Annotated in this window: 21 protein-coding genes; 14 read left to right on the forward strand and 7 right to left on the reverse strand. The window is 74.6% G+C overall.

Going from position 1 to position 24,678, the window contains the following annotated elements:
* The first annotated feature begins 135 nt into the window (after positions 1-135).
* The 9 genes from ACJTNH_RS15235 (at position 136) to ACJTNH_RS15275 (ending at position 8,499) form a co-directional block, all read left to right on the forward strand.
* Positions 136-1,743 (forward strand): methyl-accepting chemotaxis protein, encoded by a 1,608-nt coding sequence (locus tag ACJTNH_RS15235; protein WP_458177072.1) that lies wholly within the window; start codon positions 136-138, stop codon positions 1,741-1,743.
* Between the two features lie 280 nt (positions 1,744-2,023).
* The gene (locus ACJTNH_RS15240) at positions 2,024-3,628 is read left to right on the forward strand and encodes a methyl-accepting chemotaxis protein (RefSeq protein WP_458177074.1); all 1,605 of its coding nucleotides are present in this window, start codon (positions 2,024-2,026) and stop codon (positions 3,626-3,628) included.
* A gap of 154 nt (positions 3,629-3,782) precedes the next feature.
* Positions 3,783-4,697: a hypothetical protein gene (locus ACJTNH_RS15245; protein ID WP_458177076.1), complete on the forward strand. Its 915-nt coding sequence runs from the start codon at positions 3,783-3,785 to the stop codon at positions 4,695-4,697.
* Between the two features lie 111 nt (positions 4,698-4,808).
* Positions 4,809-5,933 (forward strand): protein-glutamate methylesterase/protein-glutamine glutaminase, encoded by a 1,125-nt coding sequence (locus tag ACJTNH_RS15250; RefSeq protein ID WP_458177078.1) that lies wholly within the window; start codon positions 4,809-4,811, stop codon positions 5,931-5,933.
* A complete protein-coding gene (locus ACJTNH_RS15255; protein ID WP_458177080.1) occupies positions 5,930-6,754 on the forward strand; it encodes a CheR family methyltransferase in 825 nt (274 codons plus the stop codon). The genes ACJTNH_RS15250 and ACJTNH_RS15255 overlap by 4 nt, the downstream gene beginning before the upstream one ends.
* A gap of 2 nt (positions 6,755-6,756) precedes the next feature.
* A complete protein-coding gene (locus tag ACJTNH_RS15260) occupies positions 6,757-7,152 on the forward strand; it encodes a response regulator (RefSeq protein WP_458177082.1) in 396 nt (131 codons plus the stop codon).
* Complete coding sequence (locus tag ACJTNH_RS15265; RefSeq protein WP_458177084.1) at positions 7,149-7,655, forward strand: chemotaxis protein CheX; 507 nt, start codon at positions 7,149-7,151, stop codon at positions 7,653-7,655. Before ACJTNH_RS15260 ends, ACJTNH_RS15265 begins: the two co-directional genes overlap by 4 nt.
* Positions 7,652-8,014 carry a response regulator gene (locus ACJTNH_RS15270; RefSeq protein WP_458177086.1) on the forward strand — a complete coding sequence of 121 codons (363 nt, stop codon included), beginning with the start codon at positions 7,652-7,654 and terminating at the stop codon, positions 8,012-8,014. The genes ACJTNH_RS15265 and ACJTNH_RS15270 overlap by 4 nt, the downstream gene beginning before the upstream one ends.
* Complete coding sequence (locus tag ACJTNH_RS15275) at positions 8,011-8,499, forward strand: hypothetical protein (RefSeq protein WP_458177088.1); 489 nt, start codon at positions 8,011-8,013, stop codon at positions 8,497-8,499. The genes ACJTNH_RS15270 and ACJTNH_RS15275 overlap by 4 nt, the downstream gene beginning before the upstream one ends.
* A gap of 100 nt (positions 8,500-8,599) precedes the next feature.
* Here the strand turns inward: ACJTNH_RS15275 and ACJTNH_RS15280 are convergent, their stop codons facing one another.
* Together ACJTNH_RS15280 and ACJTNH_RS15285 are read right to left on the reverse strand one after the other, a co-directional pair.
* The gene (locus ACJTNH_RS15280) at positions 8,600-9,301 is read right to left on the reverse strand and encodes a response regulator (protein ID WP_458177090.1); all 702 of its coding nucleotides are present in this window, start codon (positions 9,299-9,301) and stop codon (positions 8,600-8,602) included.
* The gene (locus ACJTNH_RS15285; RefSeq protein WP_458177092.1) at positions 9,298-10,926 is read right to left on the reverse strand and encodes a sensor histidine kinase; all 1,629 of its coding nucleotides are present in this window, start codon (positions 10,924-10,926) and stop codon (positions 9,298-9,300) included. The genes ACJTNH_RS15280 and ACJTNH_RS15285 overlap by 4 nt, the downstream gene beginning before the upstream one ends.
* Before the next feature lie 156 nt (positions 10,927-11,082).
* Between ACJTNH_RS15285 and ACJTNH_RS15290 the strand changes: the two genes are divergently transcribed.
* The gene (locus ACJTNH_RS15290; RefSeq protein ID WP_458177094.1) at positions 11,083-12,483 is read left to right on the forward strand and encodes a cation:dicarboxylate symporter family transporter; all 1,401 of its coding nucleotides are present in this window, start codon (positions 11,083-11,085) and stop codon (positions 12,481-12,483) included.
* A gap of 93 nt (positions 12,484-12,576) precedes the next feature.
* Positions 12,577-14,334 (forward strand): SpoIIE family protein phosphatase, encoded by a 1,758-nt coding sequence (locus ACJTNH_RS15295; RefSeq protein WP_458177096.1) that lies wholly within the window; start codon positions 12,577-12,579, stop codon positions 14,332-14,334.
* Positions 14,335-14,342: 8 nt separating this feature from the next.
* On the opposite strand, the gene ACJTNH_RS15300 is transcribed toward ACJTNH_RS15295, so the two are convergent.
* The 5 genes from ACJTNH_RS15300 to ACJTNH_RS15320 form a co-directional block, all read right to left on the reverse strand.
* Entirely contained in the window at positions 14,343-15,278 is a 936-nt protein-coding gene (locus tag ACJTNH_RS15300; protein WP_458177098.1) for an alpha/beta fold hydrolase, read from the reverse strand.
* Positions 15,279-15,326: 48 nt separating this feature from the next.
* Positions 15,327-16,109, reverse strand: coding sequence for a ZIP family metal transporter (locus ACJTNH_RS15305; RefSeq protein WP_458177100.1), 783 nt, complete (start codon positions 16,107-16,109; stop codon positions 15,327-15,329).
* A 47-nt stretch (positions 16,110-16,156) separates the two neighbouring features.
* Complete coding sequence (locus ACJTNH_RS15310; protein WP_458177101.1) at positions 16,157-17,347, reverse strand: AAA family ATPase; 1,191 nt, start codon at positions 17,345-17,347, stop codon at positions 16,157-16,159.
* A gap of 251 nt (positions 17,348-17,598) precedes the next feature.
* Positions 17,599-18,336 carry a TVP38/TMEM64 family protein gene (locus ACJTNH_RS15315; RefSeq protein WP_458177103.1) on the reverse strand — a complete coding sequence of 246 codons (738 nt, stop codon included), beginning with the start codon at positions 18,334-18,336 and terminating at the stop codon, positions 17,599-17,601.
* A gap of 220 nt (positions 18,337-18,556) precedes the next feature.
* Positions 18,557-19,024 (reverse strand): hypothetical protein, encoded by a 468-nt coding sequence (locus ACJTNH_RS15320; protein WP_458177105.1) that lies wholly within the window; start codon positions 19,022-19,024, stop codon positions 18,557-18,559.
* A 127-nt stretch (positions 19,025-19,151) separates the two neighbouring features.
* On the opposite strand from ACJTNH_RS15320, the gene ACJTNH_RS15325 reads away from it, so the two are divergent.
* The 3 genes from ACJTNH_RS15325 to ACJTNH_RS15335 all read left to right on the forward strand — a co-directional run bounded on the left by ACJTNH_RS15325 (position 19,152) and on the right by ACJTNH_RS15335 (position 24,663).
* Positions 19,152-19,541 (forward strand): phage holin family protein, encoded by a 390-nt coding sequence (locus ACJTNH_RS15325; RefSeq protein WP_308128100.1) that lies wholly within the window; start codon positions 19,152-19,154, stop codon positions 19,539-19,541.
* Positions 19,542-19,617: 76 nt separating this feature from the next.
* On the forward strand, positions 19,618-23,412 hold the full coding sequence (locus ACJTNH_RS15330) for an NAD-glutamate dehydrogenase (RefSeq protein WP_458177107.1): 3,795 nt from the start codon (positions 19,618-19,620) through the stop codon (positions 23,410-23,412).
* Positions 23,413-24,663: a hypothetical protein gene (locus ACJTNH_RS15335; protein WP_458177109.1), complete on the forward strand. Its 1,251-nt coding sequence runs from the start codon at positions 23,413-23,415 to the stop codon at positions 24,661-24,663.
* Positions 24,664-24,678: the final 15 nt, after the last annotated feature.

Raw genomic sequence — 24,678 nt, forward strand, 5'->3', positions numbered from 1 at the left:
ACACGGGGCGTTTCCGCATTCGACACCATGGTCCCGGTACCGCTGATCCCGCCTCTCGCGGAATCGGGGGAACGGCCGGACGGCCTGTTCCCGCGGACCATTCCCGTCCTCTGCTCGACCCCTCAGGAGAAGACCATGTCCCGAACCTCGCTGGCCCGTCCCGGCTCCTGGTGGGGCGACCGCAGCGTCCGGACCAAGGTGCTCGCGACCGCCGGCGTCGCCGGCGTCGTCGCGGCCGGCATCGGGATCACCGGCCTGACCGCGCTCAGCGGCGCGGCCACCGCGGCCGAGGCCCTCTACGCGGACAACGTGCTGGGCGTGGCCCGCGCCGCGGACATGGACGGCCTGGTCGGCGACCTGCGGGTCAACATCCGCGACACCATCCTGGGAAGCGACCCGTCGGCGGCCATGACCCGGATCGGCACCCTGGGAGACGACTTCTCCGCCGCCGTGGAGGGCTACCGCGAGGTCACCGCAGACCCGGAGAAGCTGGCGATCCTGGACAGCGTCGAGGCGTCGATGGCCGAGTACGTGACCCTGCAGCAGGACGTGCTGGTGCCGCTGGCGGTCAGTCAGGACTTCGGCACCTGGATCTCGACCAACGCGTCGCAGTCGGCGCCGCTGGTCGAGCGGGCGACCGAGGACATCAAGACGCTGCGCGACATGGAGGCCGCGGACGCCCAGGCGGCGGCGGCGAGCATCCGCAGCGACTACGAGGCGCAGCGCACCACCTCGATCCTGCTGATCGTCGGTGGCGTGGCTCTCGCCCTGGGGCTCGGCTACTTCGTGGCCTCGGCGATCGCCCGCGCGGCCGGCCGGGTGCGCGACGTCGTCCAGGCTCTGGCCGAGGGTGACCTGACCCGCAGCAGCGGGCTGACCACCCGCGACGAGATGGGCCAGATGGGCCAGGCGCTGGACGCCGCGGTCGAGAACCTGCGCTCGGTGATGGCCTCCGTCGTCGCTTCGTCCGACGCGGTGGCCGCCGCCTCGGAGGAGCTGTCGGCGTCCTCCGCGCAGATCTCCGCGTCGGCGGAGGAGACCTCGGCGCAGTCCGGCGTCGTCTCGACCGCCGCGGACGAGGTGTCGCGCAACGTGGCCACCGTGGCCGCCGGTGCCGAGCAGATGGGTGCCTCGATCCGGGAGATCAGCCAGAACGCCAACGAGGCCGCCCGGGTCGCCGCGCAGGCGGTGGCCGAGGCCGAGACCACCAACGCGACCGTCGTGAAGCTGGGTGACTCCTCGCGGGAGATCGGCAACGTGGTCAAGGTGATCACCTCGATCGCCGAGCAGACGAACCTGCTGGCGCTGAACGCCACCATCGAGGCTGCCCGGGCCGGGGAGGCCGGGAAGGGCTTCGCCGTGGTCGCCAACGAGGTCAAGGAGCTGGCGCAGGAGACCGCGCGGGCCACCGAGGACATCGCCCGCCGCGTCGAGGCCATCCAGGGCGACACCACCGGCGCGGTGTCGGCGATCGGCCGGATCTCGGAGATCATCGGGTCGATCAACGACTTCCAGCTGACCATCGCCAGCGCGGTGGAGGAGCAGACCGCCACCACCAACGAGATGTCGCGGTCGGTGCAGGAGGCCGCCGGTGGGTCGACCGAGATCGCCACGAACATCACCGGCGTCTCGGCGGCGGCGTCGTCGACCACCCAGTCGCTGGGGCAGACCCGGCAGGCGGTGGACGAGCTGTCCCGGATGGCCAGCGACCTGCGGGGGAGCGTCGCGCGCTTCACCTTCTGAGCCGGCCTGCCGGCAGGTCCGCAGCACGACGCGGCCGTCGTCCCCCGCGCGGGGGCGACGGCCGCGTCGCGTTCACGCCCGACGTCACCCGTGTCGACAAATGTGCTCCGCGGAATGGTCGTCGCGCGATCTGGACGCCATTCCGCGACACGCGCGGAAATGGTGATCCGTGGCCGTTCCGCTCTCCGATGATCTGGGTCGCACCACGAGTCACGCCCGTCCCACTCGTGGCGCAGCGCGGCCGACACCCGCGCGCCCGTCCCAGCCAGGAGGCACCACCGTGAGCGCACCGTCCGTCCTCGCCCGGTTCCGCGACCGCGGCATCATGGCCAAGATCGTCGCGGCGGTGGGCGTGGCGGTGCTCGTCGCCATCGGCGTCGGCCTGGTCGGGCTGCACACCCTCGGCCAGTCGGCGGACCGGACCGAGGGCATGTACCAGGACGAGCTCGTCGGCACGGTCGACGTGGCGGAGGTGCGCGGGCAGCTGTACGCGCTGCGGCTCTCAGCGGTGAACTACGCCGTGGCCACCGACTCCGCCGCCAAGCAGAGCTACATGGGTGACCGGCAGGCCGCCTACGAGGGCCTGGCGCTGGCCGCCTCGCACTACCTGGCCACCCAGCCGCAGGCGGAGAGCCGGGAGCTCATCGACCACGCGCTGGTCGAGCTGAACCGGTACAAGGCGGCGATGCCGGCGCTGGACGAGCTCGCCGACTCCGGCGACCTGGCCGCCTGGTCGCAGATGCGGGACACGGTCGTCGCCCCGATCGCCGAGTCGATCATCGCCGACCTCGACCAGCTGTCGACGCTGCGCCAGGAGGCGGCTGCGGCCAGTGCGACCGAGGCGCGGGACTCCTACGGCGAGACCCGCTGGCTGCTGGTGGCGGTCATCGCCGCGGGTGCCGCCGTGGCGCTGGGCTTCGGCGTGCTGGTGGCCCGCCGGATCACCGGGGCGCTGCGCCGGGTGCAGCACACCGCCGAGGGGCTCGCCGCCGGCGACCTGACCCGGCGCGCGGCCGTCACCTCCTCCGACGAGGTGGGCCGGACGGCGGCCGCGCTGGACGGCGCGATGGCCGAGCTGCGCACGGTCATGGCCTCGGTGGTCTCCTCGGCCGACGCGGTGTCGGCCTCCTCCCGCGAGCTGTCCAGCTCCTCGGCCCGGATCTCGACCTCGGCGGAGGAGACCTCGGCCCAGTCCGGGGTGGTGTCGGCGGCCGCGGACGAGGTGTCCCGCAACGTGGCGACGGTGGCGGCGGGTGCCGAGCAGATGGGTGCCTCGATCCGGGAGATCTCGCAGAACGCCAACGAGGCGGCCCGGGTGGCCGCCCAGGCCGTGGGTGAGGCGGAGGCGACGACGGCCACGATCACCGCGCTGGGGGCCAGCTCGAAGGAGATCGGCGCGGTGGTCAAGACCATCACCAGCATCGCCGAGCAGACGAATCTGCTGGCGCTGAACGCCACGATCGAGGCCGCGCGGGCCGGTGAGGCGGGCAAGGGCTTCGCGGTGGTGGCCAACGAGGTGAAGGAACTGGCGCAGGAGACGGCGCGGGCGACCGAGGACATCGCCCGCCGGGTCGAGGCGATCCAGGGCGACACGGCGAAGGCGATCGACGCCATCGGTGGGATCTCGACGGTGATCGGCAGCATCAACGACTTCCAGCTGACCATCGCCTCGGCGGTGGAGGAGCAGACGGCGACCACCAACGAGATGTCCCGGTCGGTGCAGGAGGCCGCGGGTGGGTCGACCGAGATCGCCACGAACATCACCGGTGTCTCGGCGGCGGCGTCGTCGACCACGCAGGCGCTGGGGCAGACCCGGCAGGCGGTGGACGAGCTGTCCCGGATGGCCGACGACCTGCGGGGGAGCGTCGCGCGCTTCACCTTCTGAGCGACCCTGTTTCAACGCACCGTCACCGGGCACTGACGGTGCGACGCGAACGCGCGGAGGTCACCGGCTCGCTGTCCTGCGAGCGGGTGACCTCCGTGTCGCGTCGTGCACCGGGGCCGCCGCACGATGGCCTGACCACTTCCCTGGAGGCGACGTGCCCTACTCCCTGGTCAGCGCTGCGACGCTCGGCTTCGACCTCGTCCGACTGCCCGCCGGCGGGCAGGTCGCCGACGTGCTGGTGACCGGCCTCGGTGCCGACGCCGACACCCTGCACCGCCTGGCCGGGGCCCACCCCGCCGCCGGCCGCCCCGACGCCGAGCGCGCCGCGCAGGCCGTGCGGGCCCGCCGCGCCCACGAGCTCGCCGCCTCCGGCGTCCCCCAGCTGCGGGACATGACCGACCCGGGCGGCGACGAGGACAGCCGCTCCGCCCGGCTGGTCGCCCTCCTCGAGCGCGGCACCATCGGCAACACCCCGGCGCTCGAGCGGCTGGTCCGCGACGACGTGCTGGGCCCCGAGCACTCCGTCGTCGCCGACCTCGACCCGGCCGTCGCCGGCCTCGCCGCCGACGTCCTGGCCGACGCCGCGACCGGCTGGTGGGCCGCCGACGCCCTGGACGTCGCCGTCCGGCAGGAGCTCACCTCCCCCTACGCGACCGCCACCGCCTGGGAGCACGGCCCCCGGCCCGACCTCGGCCCGATGGCCCCCGGCCTGGCCGAGCTCCTCGGCGAGCTCCGCGCCCTCGACGAGGCCGGCCGCCGCCGCTGGCGGCTGGCCGTCGACGCGAGCCGGACCCAGCGGCGCCCCTGGGCCGCCGCGATGCACGGCGCGGCCTGGGCCGCGCACGTCTCCGGCCGCACCCGCACCCTCGCCGCCGCCCAGCTGCTGACGGTCGCAGCCTTCCTGGACGCCGGGTTCACCGCCCGGGACGGCGCCGAGGGCGTGTGGAACGCGCTGGCCGGCTGCGTGCAGGGGCTGGCGATGGCCGACCTGCTGGACGAGGAGTCGCTGGCCGTGCTCGGCGGCCCCTGGGCCATGGTGACCGGGAGGTCCCTCCCCCTCGCGGGGTGAGTCGCCCACAGATCCGTAGTACACGCCCGAATCCGCTCAAGCCCCGGCGGTCGATGCCGATACAGGTCTGGAGCGGCCCCACCGGCCGGACCATCGGCAGCGGGGGAACGCGTGGAACAGATCAAGGTGATGGTCGTCGACGACTCCGTCGTCGTCCGCAAGATCGTGACCGACGTCCTCTCCGAGGACCCGATGATCCAGGTCGTCGGTACGGCGCCCAACGGCCGGCTGGCCGTGACCAAGCTCGAGCAGCTCAAGCCCGACCTGGTCACCATGGACATCGAGATGCCGGACATGAACGGCATCGAGGCGGTGCGCGCCATCCGCGCGACGCGCAGCCGGGTGCCGATCATCATGTTCAGCACGCTGACCGAGCGCGGCGCCTCCGCCACCCTGGACGCGCTGTCCGCCGGGGCCAACGACTACGTGACGAAGCCGGCCAACGTCGGCAGCGTCGCCCAGTCGATGGAGAGCGTGCGCCAGCAGCTCGTCCCCAAGATCAAGGCCCTCACCGGCCGGCCGATGACCAGCGGTCCCGCCGCGGCCCCGGCCGCCGCGCCGGTCGCCGTCCGGCCCCCGGCGGCCCGGACCCGGGCCCCCAAGCAGCCCGCCGTGCTGGTGATCGGCTCCTCCACCGGTGGCCCCGAGGCGCTGACCAAGGTGCTGCCGCTGCTGCCGGCCTCGCTGCCGGTGCCGGTCCTGCTGGTGCAGCACATGCCCCCGGTGTTCACCCGGCAGTTCGCCCAGCGGCTGGACCGGCTGTGCGCGCTCACCGTGGTCGAGGCCGTCGACGGCACCCCGCTGGCACCCGGCACCGTGCACGTCGCCCCCGGCGACTTCCACCTGACCGTGGGCACCAGCGGCGCGACCAAGCGCACGGCGCTCAACCAGGCCCCGCCGGAGAACTTCTGCCGCCCGGCCGTCGACGTGCTGTTCCGCTCCGCGGTGGCCGCCTACGACGGCGCCGTGCTCGGTGTCGTGCTCACCGGCATGGGCTCGGACGGGCGCATCGGTGCCGGTCAGATCCGTGAGGCCGGCGGCACCGTCGTCGCCCAGGACCAGGCCACCTCGGTCGTCTGGGGCATGCCCGGCGCCGTCACCCAGGCCGGGTTCGCCGACGAGGTGCTGCCCCTCGGGCGCGTCGCCGAGGCGATCACCCGGCTCCTGCCCACCCCCCGCCCCGCGGCGAGCTTCGCCGCGGCGCGCGCCGCAACCCCGATGGGAGGCCTCCGATGACACTCACCGCCACGAGCTTCGACTGGGTGCGCCAGCTGGTGCACCGAGAGAGCGCGATCGTCCTGCAACCCGGCAAGGAGTACCTGGTCGAGGCCCGGCTGCTGCCGATGGCCCAGCAGCGTGGCCTCTCCGGGGTCAGCGAGCTCGTCGAGTCCGTCCGCAACCGCCCGGACCCGGCGATCACCCGGCGCATCGTCGAGGCGCTCACCACGAACGAGACGTCCTGGTTCCGGGACGGCGACCCGTTCACCGCCCTGACCGGCACGGTCCTGCCGCAGCTGGTGGCCGCCCGGCGTCCCGACGAGCGCCTGCAGATCTGGTCGGCCGCCTGCTCCAGCGGGCAGGAGGCCTACACGATCGCGATGCTGCTGTCCGACGCGCTGCCCAACGCCACCACCCGCGTGTCGATCACCGCCACCGACCTCTCCCGCGAGATGGTGGAGCGGACCCGCGCCGGCCGGTTCAGCCAGCTCGAGGTCAACCGCGGCCTGCCGGCCTCGATGCTGGTGCGGCACTTCACCCGCGCCGGCAACGAGTGGGAGATCGCGCCGGCGCTGCGCCGGATGGTCACCGCCTCCGAGTGCAACCTGGCCGCGCCGCTGCCCCGCCTGGGGCCGTTCGACGTGGTCTACCTGCGCAACGTGCTCATCTACTTCGACCTGCCCACCAAGCAGGGCATCTTGAACCGCGTCCGCCAGATCATGCGCCCCGACGGGTGGCTGTTCCTGGGTGCGGCCGAGACCACTCTCGGCGTGGACGACAGCTGGGAGCGGGTCGTCCTCGGCCGCGGCTCCGCCTACCGCCCCAAGAAGGGAGCCTGACCGTGCGAGCTCTGGTGATCGACGACTCCCGCGCCATGCGGCGGATCGTCGGCACGATCCTCAAGGACTTCGGATTCGAGGTGCGTGAGGCCGGGGACGGTCAGCAGGCCCTCGACGCGCTGCAGGAGGGGAAGGCCGAGGGCTGGGTCCCCGACCTGTGCTGCATCGACTGGAACATGCCGGTGATGGACGGCCTGCAGTTCGTCATGGCCGTCCGCGCCAACCCCGAGTTCCGCCAGGTGACGCTGATGATGGTCACCACGGAGAGCGAGACCGGCCAGATCGTCAAGGCGCTGGCCGCCGGTGCCCACGAGTACCTGATCAAGCCGTTCACCGCCGACGCGCTCCGCGACAAGCTGGCGCTCCTCGGCCTTCTCCCCGAGGGGGTGTCCGCATGACCCTGTCCCCCAGCCAGCCGATCGCCCAGCCGATCACCGAGCTGCTGGACACCGCGACGGTGCAGAGCATCTGCGACGAGGTCTGGCCGTCGCTGGTCGGCGACGGCGAGGCGTTCGTGCCGGTGCCGGTGCCCCCGCCGGCCGAGGTCGTCAGCGCCTGGGTCGACATCATCGGGCCCTGGAACGGCTCCGTCGTCGTCACCTGCGCGCCGGCCACGGCCGAGGCGCTGACCGAGTCGGTGCTGATGACCCGCCCGCCCACCGTGGTGGACGACGAGGACGTCGCCGACGCCCTCGGCGAGCTCGCCAACGTGCTCGGCGGCAACGTCAAGAGCGTCCTGCCCGGTGAGTCCCGGCTGGGCCTCCCCCAGATCGGTTCGGCCCCCGCCCGCGGGCGGCTGGACGACGTCCGTGCCCTCGTCGGTCAGTGGCGAGGCAACTACCTGACCATCACCGTGCAGGGCACCGCCCCGCACCCGAGCGGAACTGAGGTGCCGCAGTGAAGATCCTGGTGACCGACGACAGCCGTGTCATGCGGCAGATCGTCATCCGCACCCTGCGCCAGGCGGGGTACGACGACCACGACATCGTCGAGGCCGAGGACGGGGCCCAGTGCCTGGAGAAGGTCGGCTCCGAGCAGCCGGACCTGGTCCTGTCGGACTGGAACATGCCCAACATGACCGGCATCGAGTGCCTGCAGGCGCTGCGCGCCTCCGGCTCGCAGGTGCCCTTCGGCTTCGTGACCTCCGAGGGCTCCCCGGAGATGCGGGAGAAGGCGGCGAACGCCGGCGCGCTCTTCCTCATCGCCAAGCCGTTCAACGAGGACACCTTCAAGGACGCGCTGGACGGGGTGATCGCGTGACCGCCGCCCTGCAGCCGGCCACGCTGCCCACCGCCAAGGACGTCCGCGACATGCTCGAGGGCCTCTTCGGCAAGGAGGTCGTCGTCTCCCCCGGTGACCCGGTCTCGCTCAACGACAAGCCGGCCGTCGCCGTCTACGTCGACCCGACGATGGCCACCACGGCCCTGTGCCTGGTCGACCTGCGGCTGGGTGCCTGGCTGGCCGGCGCGCTGGCCCTGCTGCCCAAGGGCGGGCTGGAGGACGCCATCGACGAGGGCGAGCTCTACCCGATGCACCTCGAGGCGCTCTACGAGGTCGTCAACATCGCCGCGTCGATGTTCAACGGCGAGGGCGTCAACCACTCGAAGCTGTACAAGCTGCACGCGCCGGGGGAGGCGGTCCCGGGGGACATCGCCGGGCTCGCCGCGGCGTTCAACCGGATCGACCTCAAGGTCGACGTCGCCGGCTACGGCTCGGGCAACCTGTCCATCGTGATGGCGCACTGACCTCGAGCACCGCACGCACCCGGGACCGGGGGAGCAGGCCTGACACCAGGCCGGCTCCCCCGGTCTCGTCGTGTCGGGGGCCCGTCGTCCCGGGCACCGGTCACCGCCAGCGGTAGCCCACCTCCGGCCGCCCGGCCGTCCCGTACCGGGGGCTGCGGGTCGCCAGCCCGGCGTCGGCGAGGTGCTCGAGGTAGCGCCGCGCGGTGATCCGGGAGGCCCCGATCAGCTCGGCGGTCTCGGCCGCGGACAGCCCGTCGGTGGTGGCCGTCCCGCCGGCGGAGCGCAGCGCGGCCACCACCGCCTCCAGCGTCTCCCGCGACATGCCCTTGGGCAGCACCGCCGGGCGGGGCGTGCGCACGGCGCCGAGCACCCGGTCGACGTCGTCCTGGCCGTGCAGGTCACCGGTGCCGGCCAGCCGGTCCCGGTAGTCGGCGTAGGCGGTCAGCCGGTCGCGGAGCGCGGGGTAGGTGAACGGCTTGAGCAGGTAGCCGACCACGCCGGCGGAGACCGCGGCACGGACGGTGGCCAGCTCCCGGGCGGAGGTCACGGCCAGCACGTCGACGTCCTGGCCGGTGGCCCGCAGCCAGCGGACGACGTCGGTGCCGTGGGCGTCGGGCAGGTTCATGTCCAGCAGCACCAGGTCCACCTGCTGGCGGGCCAGCGCCTCGCGGGCCGTCGCGCCGGTGCCGGCCACGCCCACCGCGGTGAACCCGGGGGTGCGGTCGACGTAGAGCCGGTGCGCCTCGGCGGCGATCGGCTCGTCCTCGACCACGAGCACCCGGACGGGCGGGGTGCCGGTCACCGGGCGGTCGCCGGGGCCGGCAGCGGCACGGTGGCGGTGAACTCCGCCCCCGGGCCGACCCGCACCTCGATCGTGCCGCCGTGGCGGCGGACGGCCTGGGCCACCAGCGCCAGGCCGAGGCCCCGCCCCAGACCGGTCGGCGCTCCCGCCGGCGCCTGCTTGGTGGTCCAGCCCTGGTCGAACACGTGCCGCGCCTGCTCCTCGGTCAGCCCCGGGCCGGTGTCCTCGACGCGCACCTCCAACGTCGTCCCGGTGGCGCGCAGCAGCAGGTGCACCTCGCGCGGTGGGGGACCCTCCAGCGCCGCGTCCACCGCGTTGTCCAGCAGGTTGCCCACGACGGTGACCAGGTCGCCGCCGGGCAGCCCGGTGCTGCCCACGGCCGAGTCGGGGTCGACCACCAGGGCCACCCCGCGCTCGTGCGCCGCGGCCGCCTTGCCCAGCAGCAGGGCGGCCAGCACCGGTTCCTCGACGGCGGCGACGACCTCGTCGGTCAGCCGCTGGGCGACGGCGAGCTCGGTGGTGGCGAACTCGACCGCCTCCTGGGTGCGGCCCAGCTCGACCAGCGAGATGGTGGTGTGCAGCCGGTTGGCCGCCTCGTGCGACTGCGCGCGCAGCGAGGAGGCGAACGCGCGGACGCTGTCCAGCTCGCCGGTCAGCGCCTGCAGGTCGGTGTGGTCGCGCAGGGTGACCACGGCGCCCACCGCCCGCCCGGCCTGCCGCGCCGGCGCCTGGTTCACCACCAGCACCCGCGACCGGGTCACCTGGACGGCGTCCACGGTCAGCTGCTGCCCGGTGAGCACGCCGGTGAGGCCGGCCGGCAGCCCCAGCTCGGTGACGTGCCGGCCGGTCGGGTCGTCGGGGAGGTCGAGCAGCCGCCGGGCCTCGTCGTTGACCAGCTGCACCCGGCCGCCGCCGTCGACCAGCAGCAGACCCTCGCGGACGGCGTGCAGGACGGCGTCGTAGTACTCCAGCATCCGGGCCAGCGGGGCCGCACCCAGGCCGTGGGTCTGCCGGCGCAGCCGGCGGCTGATCGCCCAGCTGCCCACCCCGCCGACGGCCAGCGTCGCCAGCGCCGTCCAGGCGATGCCGGGCAGGGCGCCCCGGAGGTCGTCGCCGATGGCGGAGACGGTGATGCCGGCCGACACCAGGGCGACCACCCGGCCCTGCCCGTCCAGCACCGGCCCGGTGGCCCGCACCGAGGGCCCGAGCGTCCCGGTGTAGGTCTCGGTGAAGGTGCGCCCGTCCAGCGCCGGGCCGATCGTGCCGAGGAACGGGCGGCCGATCTGCGACACGTCGGGATGGGTGTACCGGGTCCGGTCGGGGGCCAGCACGGTGATGAACGACGTCCCGGTGTCGGCCCGGATCCGCTCGACGTAGGGCTCGAGCAGTGCGGTGGTGTCCGGGCCGGAGACCGCGGTGAGCACGAACGGCGAGTTGGCCAGGCTCTCGACGATGCCGAGCACCTCCGACTCGGCGGCCTCCCGGACCGCCGTCCGGGCCGAGGTGTAGGCCACCCCGCTGGCGACCAGCACCACGACGAGCACGACGCTCGCCTGCAGGAGCAGCAGCTGACGGGCCAGGCTGCCGCGGCCGGGCCGGCGGCCGGGGACGGCGGGAGGGTGCACCCGCCGAGTGTCCACCGGGAGCAGGCCCGCCCGTGAACGCTATGAACAGATGGGTGACCGCCGTCACGGTGCGGGTCAAGGTGCTCAGGTCGCCCGTCGTCCGGGTGACCTGATCCGAGGCCAGGAGCCCCGGCCGCCGACTCCACAGGAGCAGTCATGGCCACAGGCAGCACCCCCGTCGACCGGGGGGCGGACACCGGCACCCCGAGCCGCCGGCGGGACCGCACCCACTGGCTCTACCTGGCGGTCATCGCCGCGGTGGCCCTGGGCATCCTGGTCGGCCTGGTGTTCCCCGAGTTCGCGGTCGGCCTCAAGTGGCTGGGCGACGCCTTCGTCGCCCTGATCAAGATGCTGATCGCCCCGGTCATCTTCTGCACGATCGTGCTGGGCATCGGCTCCATCCGGCAGGCGGCCCAGGTCGGCCGGGTCGGCGGCCTGGCGCTGGGCTACTTCATCCTGATGTCCACCTTCGCGCTGGCCATCGGGCTGGTGGTGGGCAACCTGCTGCACCCCGGCGACGGGCTGCAGATCACCGACGACCTCCGCTCCCGGGGCGCGGAGTACGCCGAGCAGGCCGAGGGCGGCGGCGGCACGACCGACTTCATCCTCGGCCTCATCCCGGAGACGCTCGTCTCCGCGCTGACCGACGGCTCGGTGCTCCAGGCGCTGCTGGTCGCGCTGCTGGTGGGGTTCGCCATCCAGGCGATGGGCCCGGCCGGCGAGCCGGTGCTGCGGGGGATCGGCCACTTCCAGCGCCTGGTGTTCCGGGTGCTGTCGATGATCATGTGGGTGGCGCCGATCGGTGCCTTCGGCGCCATCGCCGCGGTCGTGGGCGCGACCGGCATCGACGCGCTGAAGAGCCTGGCGATCCTGATGCTCGGCTTCTACGCCACCTGCCTGATCTTCGTGTTCGGCGTGCTGGGCACGCTGCTGCGGCTGGTGGCCAAGGTCAGCGTCTTCAAGCTGTTCAGGTACCTGGGGCGGGAGTTCCTGCTGATCGTCTCCACCTCCTCCTCGGAGACGGCGCTGCCCCGGCTGATCGCCAAGATGGAGCACGTCGGCGTCTCCAAGCCGGTGGCCGGCATCGTGGTGCCCACCGGCTACTCGTTCAACCTGGACGGCACGGCGATCTACCTGACGATGGCCTCGCTGTTCATCGCCGAGGCGCTGGGCGACCCGCTGTCGCTGGGCGAGCAGGTCGGCCTGCTGGTCTTCATGATCATCGCCTCCAAGGGCGCGGCCGGCGTGACCGGCGCGGGCCTGGCGACGCTGGCCGGTGGGCTCTCCTCGCACCGGCCGGAGCTGCTGGACGGCGTCGGGCTCATCGTCGGCATCGACCGCTTCATGTCCGAGGCCCGCGCGCTGACCAACTTCGCCGGCAACTCGATCGCCGCCGTCCTGGTCGCCACCTGGACCCGGGAGCTGGACCGCGAGCAGCTGGACGCCGTCCTGTCCGGGGAGCGGCCGTTCGACGAGGCGACCATGGTCGACGACGGGCACGGCACCGACCACGGCGGCGCACCGCAGGCCCCGGCCGAGCTGCCCGCGGCGCGCTGACCCGGCGTCGGGGTCACCCGGCGGGGGGACGCGCCGCGCCCGGCCCGGCCGAGGGGGTGGGGCGCGGCGCGGGCCATGAGGCACAGTGACCGCATGACCACGGTGGGTGGGGCGGCGCGGGCCGACCTCCTGATGCTCGCCGTCGAGGGCATGGCGCGGCCGCTGTTCGTCCTGGACCACGGCTGGCGGTTCGGCTACATCAACCCCGCCGGCGCCGCGCTGCTCGGGCAGACGGTCGAGGCGCTCACCGGCCGCGTGGTCTGGGACGCCTTCCCGGACGCGGTCGGCAGCCCGTTCGAGCAGCACTACCGGCACGTGGCGGCGACGGGGGAGCCGGCGAGCTTCGAGGCCTGGTTCGAGCCGCTGAGCACCTGGTTCCAGGTCGACGCCTTCCGCACCGAGGCCGGCGTGGTGGTCACCTACGACGACGTGACCGCCCGCCGCCGGGTCGAGCGCGAGCGCGAGGAGGCCGTCGCAGCCCGCGAGGAAGAGGCCGCCCGGGCAGCGGAGTCGGCGGCCGCCGCCGAGCTGGCCGGCCGGCACCTCATGCTGCTGGGCGACATCAGCCAGGCGATGACCGCCACCCTGGACACCGACGAGGCGGTGCAGCGCTTCGCCCAGCTCGTCGTCCCGCAGCTGGCCGACTGGTGCCTGGTGAGCGTGGTCGAGGAGGGCCGCCGGCGGGACGTCGGCCGGGCGCACCGCGACCCGGCCATGGTCGAGGCGATGCACCGGTACGCCGACCTGCGGGCCCGCACCAACCAGTCGACCGCGCCGGTGCCCACCGCGCTGCGGGAGGGGCGGCCGGTGGTGATCCAGCAGCTGCAGGCCGAGCAGGTCGAGGCGATGACGACGCCGGCGGCCCGGGCGGCGCTGGCCCCACTGGCCCCCTCGGCCGTGGCGACCTTCCCGCTGGTCGCCCGCGGCGAGCAGTTCGGCGCGCTCACCCTGGTGAACGGGCCGGCGCGCGGCGCGTTCACCGACGCCGAGCTGCGCACCGCCGACATCGCCTCCCGGCGGGCGGCGCTCGCGCTGGACAACGCCCGGCTGGTGACCGCGCAGAGCCGGGTCGCCGAGCGGCTGCAGCGCAGCCTGCTGTCCGCGCCGGTGCAGCCGGACCACCTGGAGCTGGCCGTGCGCTACCGGCCGGCCGCCCAGGACGTCGCCATCGGCGGTGACTGGTACGACGCCTTCCAGCAGCCGGACGGCGCCACGGTGCTGGTGATCGGCGACGTGATGGGCCACGACCTGGAGGCCGCGGCCGCCATGGCGCAGCTCAAGACGCTGGTGCGGGCGATCGCCTACGACCGGCAGGACGAGCCGGCGGAGGTCGTGCGCCGGGTCGACCGGGCGGTGGCCGGCCTGGACGTCGCCACGCTGGCCACGGCGCTGGTCGCCCGGGTCGAGCAGGACGACGCCGACCGCGCGAGAGGGGTGCGCCGGCTGCGCTGGGCGACCGCCGGCCACCCGGTGCCCCTGCTGCTGCTCGCCGACGGGACCATCGCCGACCTGGAGGCGCCGGTGGGCCCGCCGCTGGGCATGGGCTGGATGGGCGACCGGGTCGACGGGATGGCCGTGCTGCCACCGGAGAGCACCCTGCTGCTGTTCACCGACGGGCTCTTCGAGCGGCGCGACGGTGACCTGGACCAGGGGCGGGCGCGGTTGCGGGAGGCCGTGCAGGCGCTGGCGGGGGAGTCGCTGGACGCGCTGTGCGACGGCCTGCTCGCCGCGCTGCTGGACGAGGGCGCCGAGGACGACGTGGCCCTGCTGGCCGTGCGCGCCCACCGCGAGCCCAGCCGGCCGGCGGACGACGACCGGGCGCCGTCCGGGGTGGCCGCCGTCCGCGCCTGACCGGCAGGTCAGCTGTCCCGGGCCGCGGCCTCCCGCACCGCCGCGGTGATCGCGGTGACGCCCTGGTCGGACCAGAGGATCGACCAGTGGTCGGTGTCGGGCACCTCGCGGGCGGCGACGTGTGCGCCGGCCAGCCCCATCCCGGCCAGCCGCACCTCGTCGTAGAGGCCGGGCGCCTGCCCCTGCATGCCACGGGTGGCCCACAGCAGGGTGGCCGGCACCGGCAGGTCGGTGGTGGCCTCCAGCACCGTCTGGTTGCGCAGCATGTCCGCGCCGTCGACCCGGACGGCCTCGTGCACCACGGCGCTGCGCAGCTCCGGCTCGCTGCCGGTCAGGTCCCGGGTGAGGAACCCGGCCACCTCGGGCCGGTCGGCCCACGGGCCCACGGCGGGGTGCTGGGCCCAGTACCGCCGGACGGCGGCCAGGTCGGGGAAGGTCTCGTCCAGCCGGGCCAGCGACGAGCCGAGGAAGGCCGCCAGCATGTCGTCGGTGTCCGCGGCGGGCGGGACGGCGAAGGGCAGCCCGCCGTCGACCAGCACCAGGCCGTGCACCAGCTCCCGGGCGACGCCGCTGGTGGCCAGCGCGGTCACGAAGCCGCCCATCGAGTGCCCGACCAGCACGGTCGCGTCGGCGCCGGCCGCGGCGTCGGCGCCGAACCGGTCGAGCAGGCTGGCCAGGTCGGCCGCGTGCTGCGACAGCCCGTAGGGGGAGGGGAGACCGGCGCTGCCGGCCCGGCCGCGCAGGTCGGGGGCGACCACCTCGCACTCGCCGGCCAGGGCGGCGGCCACCGGGGCCCAGACGGCGGCGTTCCCGGTGATGCCGTGCACCAGGACGACCAGCGGGGCGCCGGGGGCGTCGGCGGCCCAGTACAGCGCGGCCAGCTCACCGCCCTCGACCGGGACGGTGATCTCCTCGGGGGAGCGGACGTCGGCTGGGGTGCTCACGTCGATCACCCTGCCGCCCGGGCCCGGAGGTTGCACGTGGAACGTCGCTCAGGCGAGGTCGATGGCGAAGGCGACCAGGAAGCCGACCGTGGTGATCAGGCCGGTCCAGGTGCGGGTCCTCTCGAACGCCTCCGGGATCATCGTGTCCGCGATCATCGTGAGGATCGCCCCGGCCGCGACGGCGGTGATCACCGCGATGACCTCGGGCGGGGCGCTGCCCAGGGCCACGTAGCCGAGCAGCGCGGAGAGCCCGCTGAGCACGGCGATCGTCGTCCACACGCCGAAGACGTAGCGGGCCGACCGTCCGCTGCGCTTCATCCCGGCCGCGCTGGACAGCCCCTCGGGCACGTTCGAGATGAACACCGCGGCGAGCACCGGCAGGCTCACCCCGCCGCCCCCGATCAGCCCGACGCCCAGCACGACCGACTCCGGGACGCCGTCCAGCAGCGCGCCGACCGCGATCGCCGCGCCGCTGCCCTGCTGATCGGACTCCGAGGGCTGCTGGCCACCCGATCGCTTGCGGTGCCGGGCGCCACGCCGGGCCAGCAGCGCGTTCGCCGCGAGGTAGACCACCGCACCGCCGAGGAAGCCCGCGGCGGTCGGGCCCAGCCCGCCGGTCTCGGCCGCCTCCTGCATGAGGTCGAAGGCGACCGCGGAGATGAGCACCCCGGAGCCGAACGCCATGACGCCGGCGACCACCCCCGAGGGCACCCGCAGGAACCAGGCGATCAGCGCACCGAGCACCAGGGCCCCCCCGCCGAGCAGCCCCCAGAGACCTGCTTCGACCCACACCGGCATGGCGGCCCGGTGCCCGGACGGCCGAACGGTCATGCACCCGGGGCCTGTGACGTCGGTGGCCCCCTCTCGGGGTCCTGCTGCTAGTCGGTGGCGTGGCTGAGCAGGTAGCGGCCGAAGTGCGGCACGGTGAAGGCGATCTGCCCGCGCTCGGCGGAGTAGACCAGGCCCTTCTTGATCAGCGAGTCACGCGCGGGGGAGAGGGAGGCGGGCTTGCGGCCCAGCGAGACCGCGACGTCGGAGGTGCCGACCGCGGCACCGGTCGGGCCGCCGAGCTCGGCCATCGCGTGCATGTACTCCCGCTCGGCGGGGGTCGCCCGGTCGTAGCGCGACCCGAAGAAGCCGACCGCGAGCTCGGCCTCGGCGGCCGGTGCCGCCATCGCGACGTCGGCGGCGGTGATGGGGGAGGCGGCGGCGACGTCCCAGGTGACCTTGCCGTAGGCCTGCACGAAGTAGGGGTAGCCGTCGGCGGCGGCGTAGAGGGCGTCGAGGGCCTCGGGGTCGAAGGCGACGTCCTCGCGCTCGGCGGGGGCGAGCAGCGCCCGGTCGGCGGCGTCGCGGTCGAGCCGGTCGATCCGCAGGTAGCGGAAGAGCCGCTCGGAGTAGCTCTTGGAGGCGCTGAGCACCGCGGGCAGGTGCGGGAGCCCGGCGCCGACGACGATCAGCGGGGAGCCCTGTTGGGACAGCTCGTGGCAGGCGGCGCAGATGGCCGAGACGTCGTCGGCCTGCACGTCCTGCATCTCGTCGATGAACAGCGCCACGCCCTTGCCGACGTCGGCGGCGATCCCGGCGACGTCGGACAGCAGCTCGACCAGGTCGATCTCCATGTCCCCGGAGTCGGCCCGGCCGGTGGCGGCCGGCACGTCGATGCCGGGCTGCCAGCGGTCGCGCACCTTCGCGTCGGCCGGGGCCTGCCGCTGCGCGAAGGCCTTGAGGGTGCCCAGGACGGCGTCGGTGGACTCCTGGTCGGGGTGCCGCAGCTCGCGGAGGGCCATGTGCAGCGCAGCCGAGAGCGGGCGGCGCAGCGACTGGTCGGGGCGGGCCTCGATCTTGCCGGTGCCCCACCCGCGGCTGATCGCCGCCGAGCGGAGCTGGTTGAGCAGCACGGTCTTGCCGACGCCGCGCAGCCCGGTGAGCACCAGCGAGCGCTCCGGCCGGCCGCGGGCGATCCGCTCCAGGACGACGTCGAAGGCCGACAGCTCGGTGTCCCGGCCGGCCAGCTCGGGTGGGCGCTGGCCGGCGCCGGGGGCGTACGGGTTCCGCACGGGGTCCATGTCGAGCAGCCTATGGGGTCGTCTAAGGCCGTCGGTAGACATGCGTAGACGAGGGCATGGTCGGGCGTCTCGAGGACCGTCTCGCCCTCTCTAGCACAGACGCTAGACGGCGCGATGGCGGTCTCGACCCCTGTCTCACACTGTCTAGTGTGCGCGCTAGACAGTGTGAGACGACCACAGAGCCGATCGGTGCGGTGCTCGCTCGATGGACCGACCGTAGCACGTCCTTCGAACACGCGTTCGAAAGACGTTCAGCTCCCCGGGTGGTCGGCCGCACGGTGTCGTGTCGTGGCTCGCCGGTGGCGCAGACCCACCGCGGCCAGCACCAGCACGGCGAGGCCCATCGGGAGGACGCCGAGCAGCCAGGAGGGTTCGCCGTCCCCGACGGTGGCGCCGATGGTCACGTGCAGCACCGTGCCCGGCAGCAGCCCGACCGCGGTGCCGGCCAGGTGGTCGCGCAGCCGCATGCCGGACAGGCCACCGGCGTAGCTGACCACCGTGAACGGGACGACCGGGGTGAGCCGGCCGATCAGCACGGCCAGGAAGCCCCGCTCGGCGAGCAGCGTGTCGGCGCGGGCGAGTCGTGGCCCGGCCAGGCGGGTGACCGTCTCCCGGCCGAGCAGCCGGGCGAGCGTGAAACCGGCCGCCGCACCGAGCACGCCGCTGGAGACGGCGAGCGCCAACCCGCCCCAGAAGCCGGCCAGCACCCCGGCCAGCACCGACAGCGCGGTGCGCGGCACCGGGGCGAGCGTGGCCAGGGCCAGTCCGGACACCAGCACGGCCCAGCCGGCAGGGCCGGCGTCGGCGAGCCACTGGCGCAGCGTGGCCACCTCAGGGAGGTCGACCAGCAGGGCGGCGGCGCAGCCGGCCAGCAGCACGACCAGCAGCACGAGGGCCCGCCGAACCGCACGCGGGGGGAGTCGGCGCAGCCGGTCGGCCACCCGGTGGCGCGGTCGCAGGTCCGGGTCGCCCGGTGGTGCGCCGCCCACGAGGTCAGTCTGACAGCGCAGCGCCCCGCCGGGAGCCGAGTCCCGACGGGGCGCGCGATGGCCGGCCCGGCAGGCGCCTCTCGGCGAGTGGTCGCACGAGGCGACGAGGGGTGGAGCCCGGGGGTCCGTCCGGACCGGCACCCAGATCAACGTCAGGACCGTCCGGTTGTTCCCCACCGGATGGCGCGCTACGTCACTCTGTGGGACTGGGGCACGGGCCTCAGGTGAGGTAGGGCGCCGGTCGGTCGGCCACCCAGGCGCGCAGCTCCTCCGCCTGCCGCTCCAGGCGCGCCCGTAGACCGGGCAGCGGCGGCACCTCCGTGGCGATCAGCTGCAGGGTGTCGCCGTCCATGAGCAGCAGCTCCAGCCGCCGGGGCGACCCGAAGCCCGCCTGCCGCCCGGTGATCACCCGGTCGACGTCCGAGCGGTGCAGCCGGCGGGTGGTGAACCTGTTGCGCACCGTCAGGCACCCGGCCGCGTCCCCCCGGGCCCAGCTCAGCGCGGTGGCCGCGTTGAACGCCACGATGCCGATGAGGACGACCGGGAAGAGGACGGTGAGCGGGCCCTCGCCCGCGATGTCGCGGACGAAGAGGACGACCATCGCGGCCGCGACGACCAGGGACGCCGCGAACAGGACCTGCGCGACGCGGGGCGGGCGGAGTTCGATGACGACGTCCGTGGTGGTCACGTCGGTGATCATGACAGCGGGACGGCGCGCCGGCGCGCCGTTGCAGCGATTCTGGGGATGACGCTAGAGAGCCCTAGACAGTCTCAGATCCCCGTCACGCGACGGGTGGGGCGCTAGCCTGCCCGCCGTGGCCACGATCGGGAAGTTCGCCGTCCGCGTCGTCGTGCTGGCGGCGATCATCTACGCCGTCACCCGGCTGGTCGACGGCATCGAGGTGATCGGCAACCCCACCGGGTTCTTCGGTGAGACCGGCACCTACCTCTGGGTGGCGCTGCTGTTCGCGCTGGTCAACTCGATCGTCGGGCCGATCGTGCGGCTGCTCGCCCTGCCCTTCGTGATCCTCACCCTCGGCCTGTTCCTGCTGGTGATCAACGCGGCGATGCTCGGCCTCACCGCGGCGATCTCCGACCGGTTCACCGTCGACGGCTTCCTGGCGGCCGTCTTCGGCGGCTTCCTGATCGCGCTGTTCAGCTGGATCGCCGAGCTCGTGCTGCCGCTGAAGGTGCGCGCCGGCTGACCGGTCTCGCGGCACCGCCGGTGCGGAGGGCGGATGTACGTGCGGGCGACCTGACCGGCCACTAGCGTCGGTGAGCATGGCTGGCCCCGGTTCGACGTCCGATCGGTCCACTGCTGCCGGGGCCGGTCCCGCGGACGTCGGCACCCGTGGCGGCGTCGGCACCGTCACCCCCGCGGGCACGACCGCCGACCCCGACCACGGCACCGTCGACCTCACCTCCGGAGCCGTCGACATGGCCTCCCTCGAGGCCGCGCAGGACGAGAAGCGCCGGCTGCTGGACGAGGCGGGCCGGGTGGCCCGCGCGCAGCTCAGCGGCCAGCAGGCGCTGCCGGCCGGGGTGCAGCCGGCCGACACGACGGCGCTGGTGCACCGCTTCTACGCCGGTGAGCCCGCAGCCGAGGTCATCGGCCACGACCCGGCCGAGCTGGCCGCCCTGGCGCTGCAGCACCTGCGGCTGGCCGCCCGGCGGGTGCCCGGCACCCCCGTCGTCGACGTCCACCGCACCGCCACCGGCCGCGCCGTGCTGCGCTGCGTGGTCGACGACATGCCGTTCCTGGTCGACTCGGTCACCGCCGAGGTGGTGCGCCAGGGCGGAGCTCCCGACCACGTCGTCCACCCGGTGGTCGTGGTGCGGCGGGACGCCGAGGGAGAGCTGATCGCCTTCTGCGACAGCTCGGACGCCGCGGCCTGCGGCGCCGATGCGCTGGCCGAGTCCTGGATGGCCGTCGTGCTGTCCGGGCACGTCGACGAGGAGTCCGTCGACGACCTGCTGGCCGGGCTCGAGCGGGTGCTGGCCGACGTGCGCCGCAGCCACGAGGACGCCGGCGCCCTCGCCCAGCGCGCCCGCGAGGTCGCCGACGCCCTGGAGCGGCTCGAGCCGGACGGCGACCCCGCCGGGCACCCCGCCGACGACCCGGCCGAGGCCGCGGCGCTGCTGCGCTGGCTCGCGTCGGGCAACTTCCTGTTCCTCGGCGCCCGCACGGTCGAGCTGGTCGGCGACGCCGCCGAGCCGGCGACCGAGGTGGTGGCCGGCTCGGAGCTCGGCGTGCTGCGCAGCGCCCCCGACCGGGCCACCTCGGTCGCCCCGGCGGCGCTGGCCGTCCCGGGGGCGGTGGCCGCCCGCCGGGTGCGGGTGACCAAGGGCGACGCGCGGTCGACCGTGCAGCGCCCGGCCTGGCTGGACCTGGTGGTCGTCGACCTGCCCAGTGACACCCCCGGCAGCCGGGGCCGCCAGCACCTGCTGGTCGGTCTCTTCCCGAACGAGGCGTACACCAGCAGCGTCCGCGACGTACCGCTGGTCCGGCGGATCGCCGAGGCGGTGCTGGCGCGCTCCGGGGTGCCGGCCGACAGCCACTCGGGCAAGGAGCTGCTCGACGTCCTGGAGACCTACCCCCGGGACGAGCTGCTCCAGGTCGACGTGGACGAGCTGCTGCCGGTGGCGCTGGCCGTGCTGCACCTGCGTGAACGCCGGCAGACCCGGCTGTTCCTGCGCCGCGACCCCTTCGACCGGTTCTTCTCCGCGCTGGTCTACCTGCCCCGCGACCGGTACACGACCCAGGTGCGGCTCACCATGCAGCGCCTGCTGCTGGAGACCCTGGGCGGCACCACCGTCGAGTTCACCGTCCGGTCCAGCGAGTCGGTGCTCACCCGGCTGCACTTCGTCGTCCGGATGCCGGTGAGCCGGCGCGGGGCGGCCACGCTGCCCGACGTGGACGTCGCCGCGCTGGAGGCGGCGCTGGCCGCGGCCGCGCGCAGCTGGACCGACGACCTGGCCGACGCCCTCGCTCAGCGGCACGGCGACGAGGCGCCTCGGCTGCTGGCCCGGGTCGCCGACGCCTTCCCCGCCGCCTACCAGGAGGACTTCCCGGCCCAGGTGGCCGTGGAGGACCTCGCCCGGCTGGACCGGCTCGCCCCCGGCGGGCTCGACCTGCGGCTGTGGGCGCACGAGGGCCCGGACGGCGAGCGCCGGCTGACCGTCTACCGGGTGGGGGAGCGGCTGCTGCTGTCCGACGTGCTGCCGGTGCTGCAGCACATGGGCGTCGACGTCCTGGACGAGCGGCCCTACGAGATCGACCGGATCGGCGCGCCGATGGCCTGGGTCTACGACTTCGGCCTGGCCTCCCCGACCACGGAGGTGCCCTTCCCCGGCACCCTGCCCGAGCGGTTCACCGACGCGATCACCGCCGTGTGGGCCGGCCGGGCCGAGGACGACGCGCTCAACTCGCTCGTGCTCCTGGCCGGGCTCACCTGGCGGCAGGTCGCGGTGCTGCGGGCCTACGTGCAGTGGCTGCGCCAGGGTGGGCTGCCCTTCGGCGCGGGCTACGTCCAGGAGACGCTCGCCGCGCACCCGGGGATCGTCGCCCGGCTGGTGGCGCTGTTCGAGACCCGCTTCCACCCCGACCGCTCCGCCGGCCGGGAGGCCCGGACGACGGCACTGGTCGACTCGCTGACCGAGGCGATCGGCCAGGTCGAGTCGCTGGACGCCGACCGGGTGCTCACCTCGCTGCTGGCCGCGGTGCGCGCCACGCTGCGCACCACCGCCTACACCGCCGGGGTGTTCACCGGCGGCGCCCCGCTGGCGCTCAAGCTCGACCCGCACGCCGTCCCGGACCTGCCCGAGCCGCGCCCGGCACGCGAGGTCTGGGTCAGCTCGCCCCGGGTGATGGGCGTGCACCTGCGCTTCGGCGCGGTCGCCCGCGGTGGGCTGCGCTGGAGCGACCGGCGGGAGGACCTGCGCACCGAGGTGCTGGGCCTGGTGAAGGCGCAGACGGTGAAGAACACGGTGATCGTGCCGACCGGCGCCAAGGGCGGGTTCGTCGTCCTGCGTGGCCCGGGCGACGGGGCCTCCCGCGACGAGGTGCTGGCCGAGGGCAAGGCCTGCTACGAGCTGTTCATCGGGGCGCTGCTGGCGCTCACCGACAACCTGGTCGAGGGCGCCGTGGTGCCCCCGGAGCGGGTGGTGCGGCACGACGGCGACGACACCTACCTGGTGGTCGCCGCCGACAAGGGCACGGCGACCTTCTCCGACCTGGCCAACGCGGTGGCGATCGAGCGCGGCTTCTGGCTGGGCGACGCCTTCGCCTCCGGCGGCTCGGTGGGCTACGACCACAAGGCGATGGGCATCACCGCCCGCGGCGCCTGGGAGTCGGTCACCCGGCACTTCCGCGAGCTGGGCGTGGACGTGCAGAGCCAGGAGGTCACCGTCGTCGGCATCGGCGACATGTCCGGCGACGTCTTCGGCAACGGGATGCTGCTCTCGGAGCACCTGCAGCTGGTCGCCGCCTTCGACCACCGGCACGTCTTCGTCGACCCCACGCCGGACGCCGCCGCCTCCTTCGCCGAGCGCCGCCGGCTGTTCTCGCTGCCCCGTTCCTCGTGGGCCGACTACGACCGCTCGCTGATCAGCCCCGGGGGCGGGGTGTGGCCGCGGACGGCGAAGTCGGTGCCGGTCTCCGAGCCGATGCGGGCCGCTCTCGGGCTGGCCGCCGACGTCGATGCGCTCAGCCCCGCCGAGCTGGTGCGGGCGGTGCTGCTGGCCCCGGTCGACCTGCTGTTCAACGGCGGGATCGGCACCTACGTGAAGGCGGCGTCGGAGAGCGCCCTGGACGTCGGGGACAAGGCCAACGACGCGGTGCGGGTCGACGGCGGGGAGCTGCGCGTGCGGGTCGTGGGCGAGGGCGGCAACCTCGGCCTGACCCAGCGCGGCCGGGTCGAGTACGCGCTGGCCGGCGGCCGGGTGAACACCGACGCGATCGACAACTCCGCCGGGGTCGACACCTCCGACCACGAGGTGAACATCAAGATCGCCCTGAACCGGGTGGTCGACGAGGGCCGGCTGGACGCGGCCGGCCGGGCCCGGCTGCTGGGCTAGATGACCGACGAGGTCGCCGCGGCGGTGCTGGGCGACAACTACGCGCAGAACGCCACGCTGGCCGGGGAGTCCGCGGCGGCGCGGGGCCTGCTCGACGCCCACCAGCGCTACCTCCGGGCCCTGGCGCGGTCCGGGCGGCTGGACCGGGCGGTGGAGGCGCTGCCCGACGACCGGGCGATCGTGGAGCGGCGCCGGGACGGGCAGGCGCTGACCAACCCGGAGCTGAGCGTGCTGCTCGCCTACGCCAAGATCGAGGCCGGCGACGCGGTGCTCGACTCCGGGCTGCCCGACGACCCCGCGCTGGACGAGCTGCTGACCGGCTACTTCCCGGCCCCGCTGCGCCGCCGGTTCCCGGCCGCGATCTCCAGCCACCCGCTGCGCCGGGAGATCGTGGCCACCGCGCTGAGCAACCGGACGGTCAACACCGCCGGGGTGACCGGCCTGTTCCGGCTGGCCGAGGAGACCGGCGCGCCGCTGTCGGCGGTGGTGCGCGCGCACACGGTGGCCCGGGCGGTGTTCGACGTCGACCGGCTGTGGGACGCGCCCCGCGAGCTGGACAACCGGGTGCCGGCCGCGACCCAGGTGCAGCTGCGCACCGAGGCCACCCGGCTGGCCGAGCGGGCCGCCCGCTGGCTGTTGCGGGTGCCGGAGCTGACCGCGGAACCGGCGGCGTCCCTGGCGGCCGTCATCGACCGGTTCGCCCAGCCGGTGGCCGAGGTCTGCGCGGGGCTGCCGGGCTGGCTGCTGGGTGCGGACGCCGAGGCGTACGCCGAGCGGGCGGCCGAGCTGCGGGCCGCCGGGGTGCCGCCGGAGCTCGCCGCCGAGGTCGCCGCCGCGCCGCTGCTGCCCACCGCGCTGGACCTCGCGGTCGTCGCCGAGGACACCGGGGCGCCGATCGCGCTGGCCGCGCAGGTCTCCCAGTGCCTGGCCGAGCGGCTGGGCCTGGTGCCGCTGCGCGATCTGGTGATCGGGCTGCCCCGGGACCGCCGCTGGCCCTCGATGGCCCGGGCCAGCCTGCGCGACGACCTGGCCAGCGAGCAGGCGACGCTGACCGCCGACGTGCTGGGCCTGCGGGCCGACGGCTGGGCCGGGGACGCCGCGGCGCTGGTCGGGCGGTGGGTCGAGGCCTGGGACGTCACCCAGCAGCGGGCGGCCACCCAGCTGGCCGAGCTGGCCGGGGGAGACCGGCACGAGCTGGCCGAGCTGCTGGTCGCCGTCCGCACCCTGCGCGGCCTGCGCCGCCGCCGCTGACCCGGCCGGTCAGCG

The sequence above is a fragment of the Modestobacter lacusdianchii genome, from assembly GCF_054177765.1.

Bases quoted from the DNA above. Each gene is read 5' to 3' on its own strand.
- ACJTNH_RS15265 (WP_458177084.1), top strand. From the start codon at position 7,149: ATGACCCTGTCCCCCAGCCAGCCGATCGCCCAGCCGATCACCGAGCTG.
- ACJTNH_RS15290 (WP_458177094.1), top strand. From the start codon at position 11,083: ATGGCCACAGGCAGCACCCCCGTCGACCGGGGGGCGGACACCGGCACC.
- ACJTNH_RS15295 (WP_458177096.1), top strand. From the start codon at position 12,577: ATGACCACGGTGGGTGGGGCGGCGCGGGCCGACCTCCTGATGCTCGCC.
- ACJTNH_RS15330 (WP_458177107.1), top strand. From the start codon at position 19,618: ATGGCTGGCCCCGGTTCGACGTCCGATCGGTCCACTGCTGCCGGGGCC.
- ACJTNH_RS15255 (WP_458177080.1), top strand. From the start codon at position 5,930: ATGACACTCACCGCCACGAGCTTCGACTGGGTGCGCCAGCTGGTGCAC.
- ACJTNH_RS15310 (WP_458177101.1), bottom strand. From the start codon at position 17,347: ATGGACCCCGTGCGGAACCCGTACGCCCCCGGCGCCGGCCAGCGCCCA.
- ACJTNH_RS15335 (WP_458177109.1), top strand. From the start codon at position 23,413: ATGACCGACGAGGTCGCCGCGGCGGTGCTGGGCGACAACTACGCGCAG.
- ACJTNH_RS15235 (WP_458177072.1), top strand. From the start codon at position 136: ATGTCCCGAACCTCGCTGGCCCGTCCCGGCTCCTGGTGGGGCGACCGC.
- ACJTNH_RS15305 (WP_458177100.1), bottom strand. From the start codon at position 16,109: ATGACCGTTCGGCCGTCCGGGCACCGGGCCGCCATGCCGGTGTGGGTC.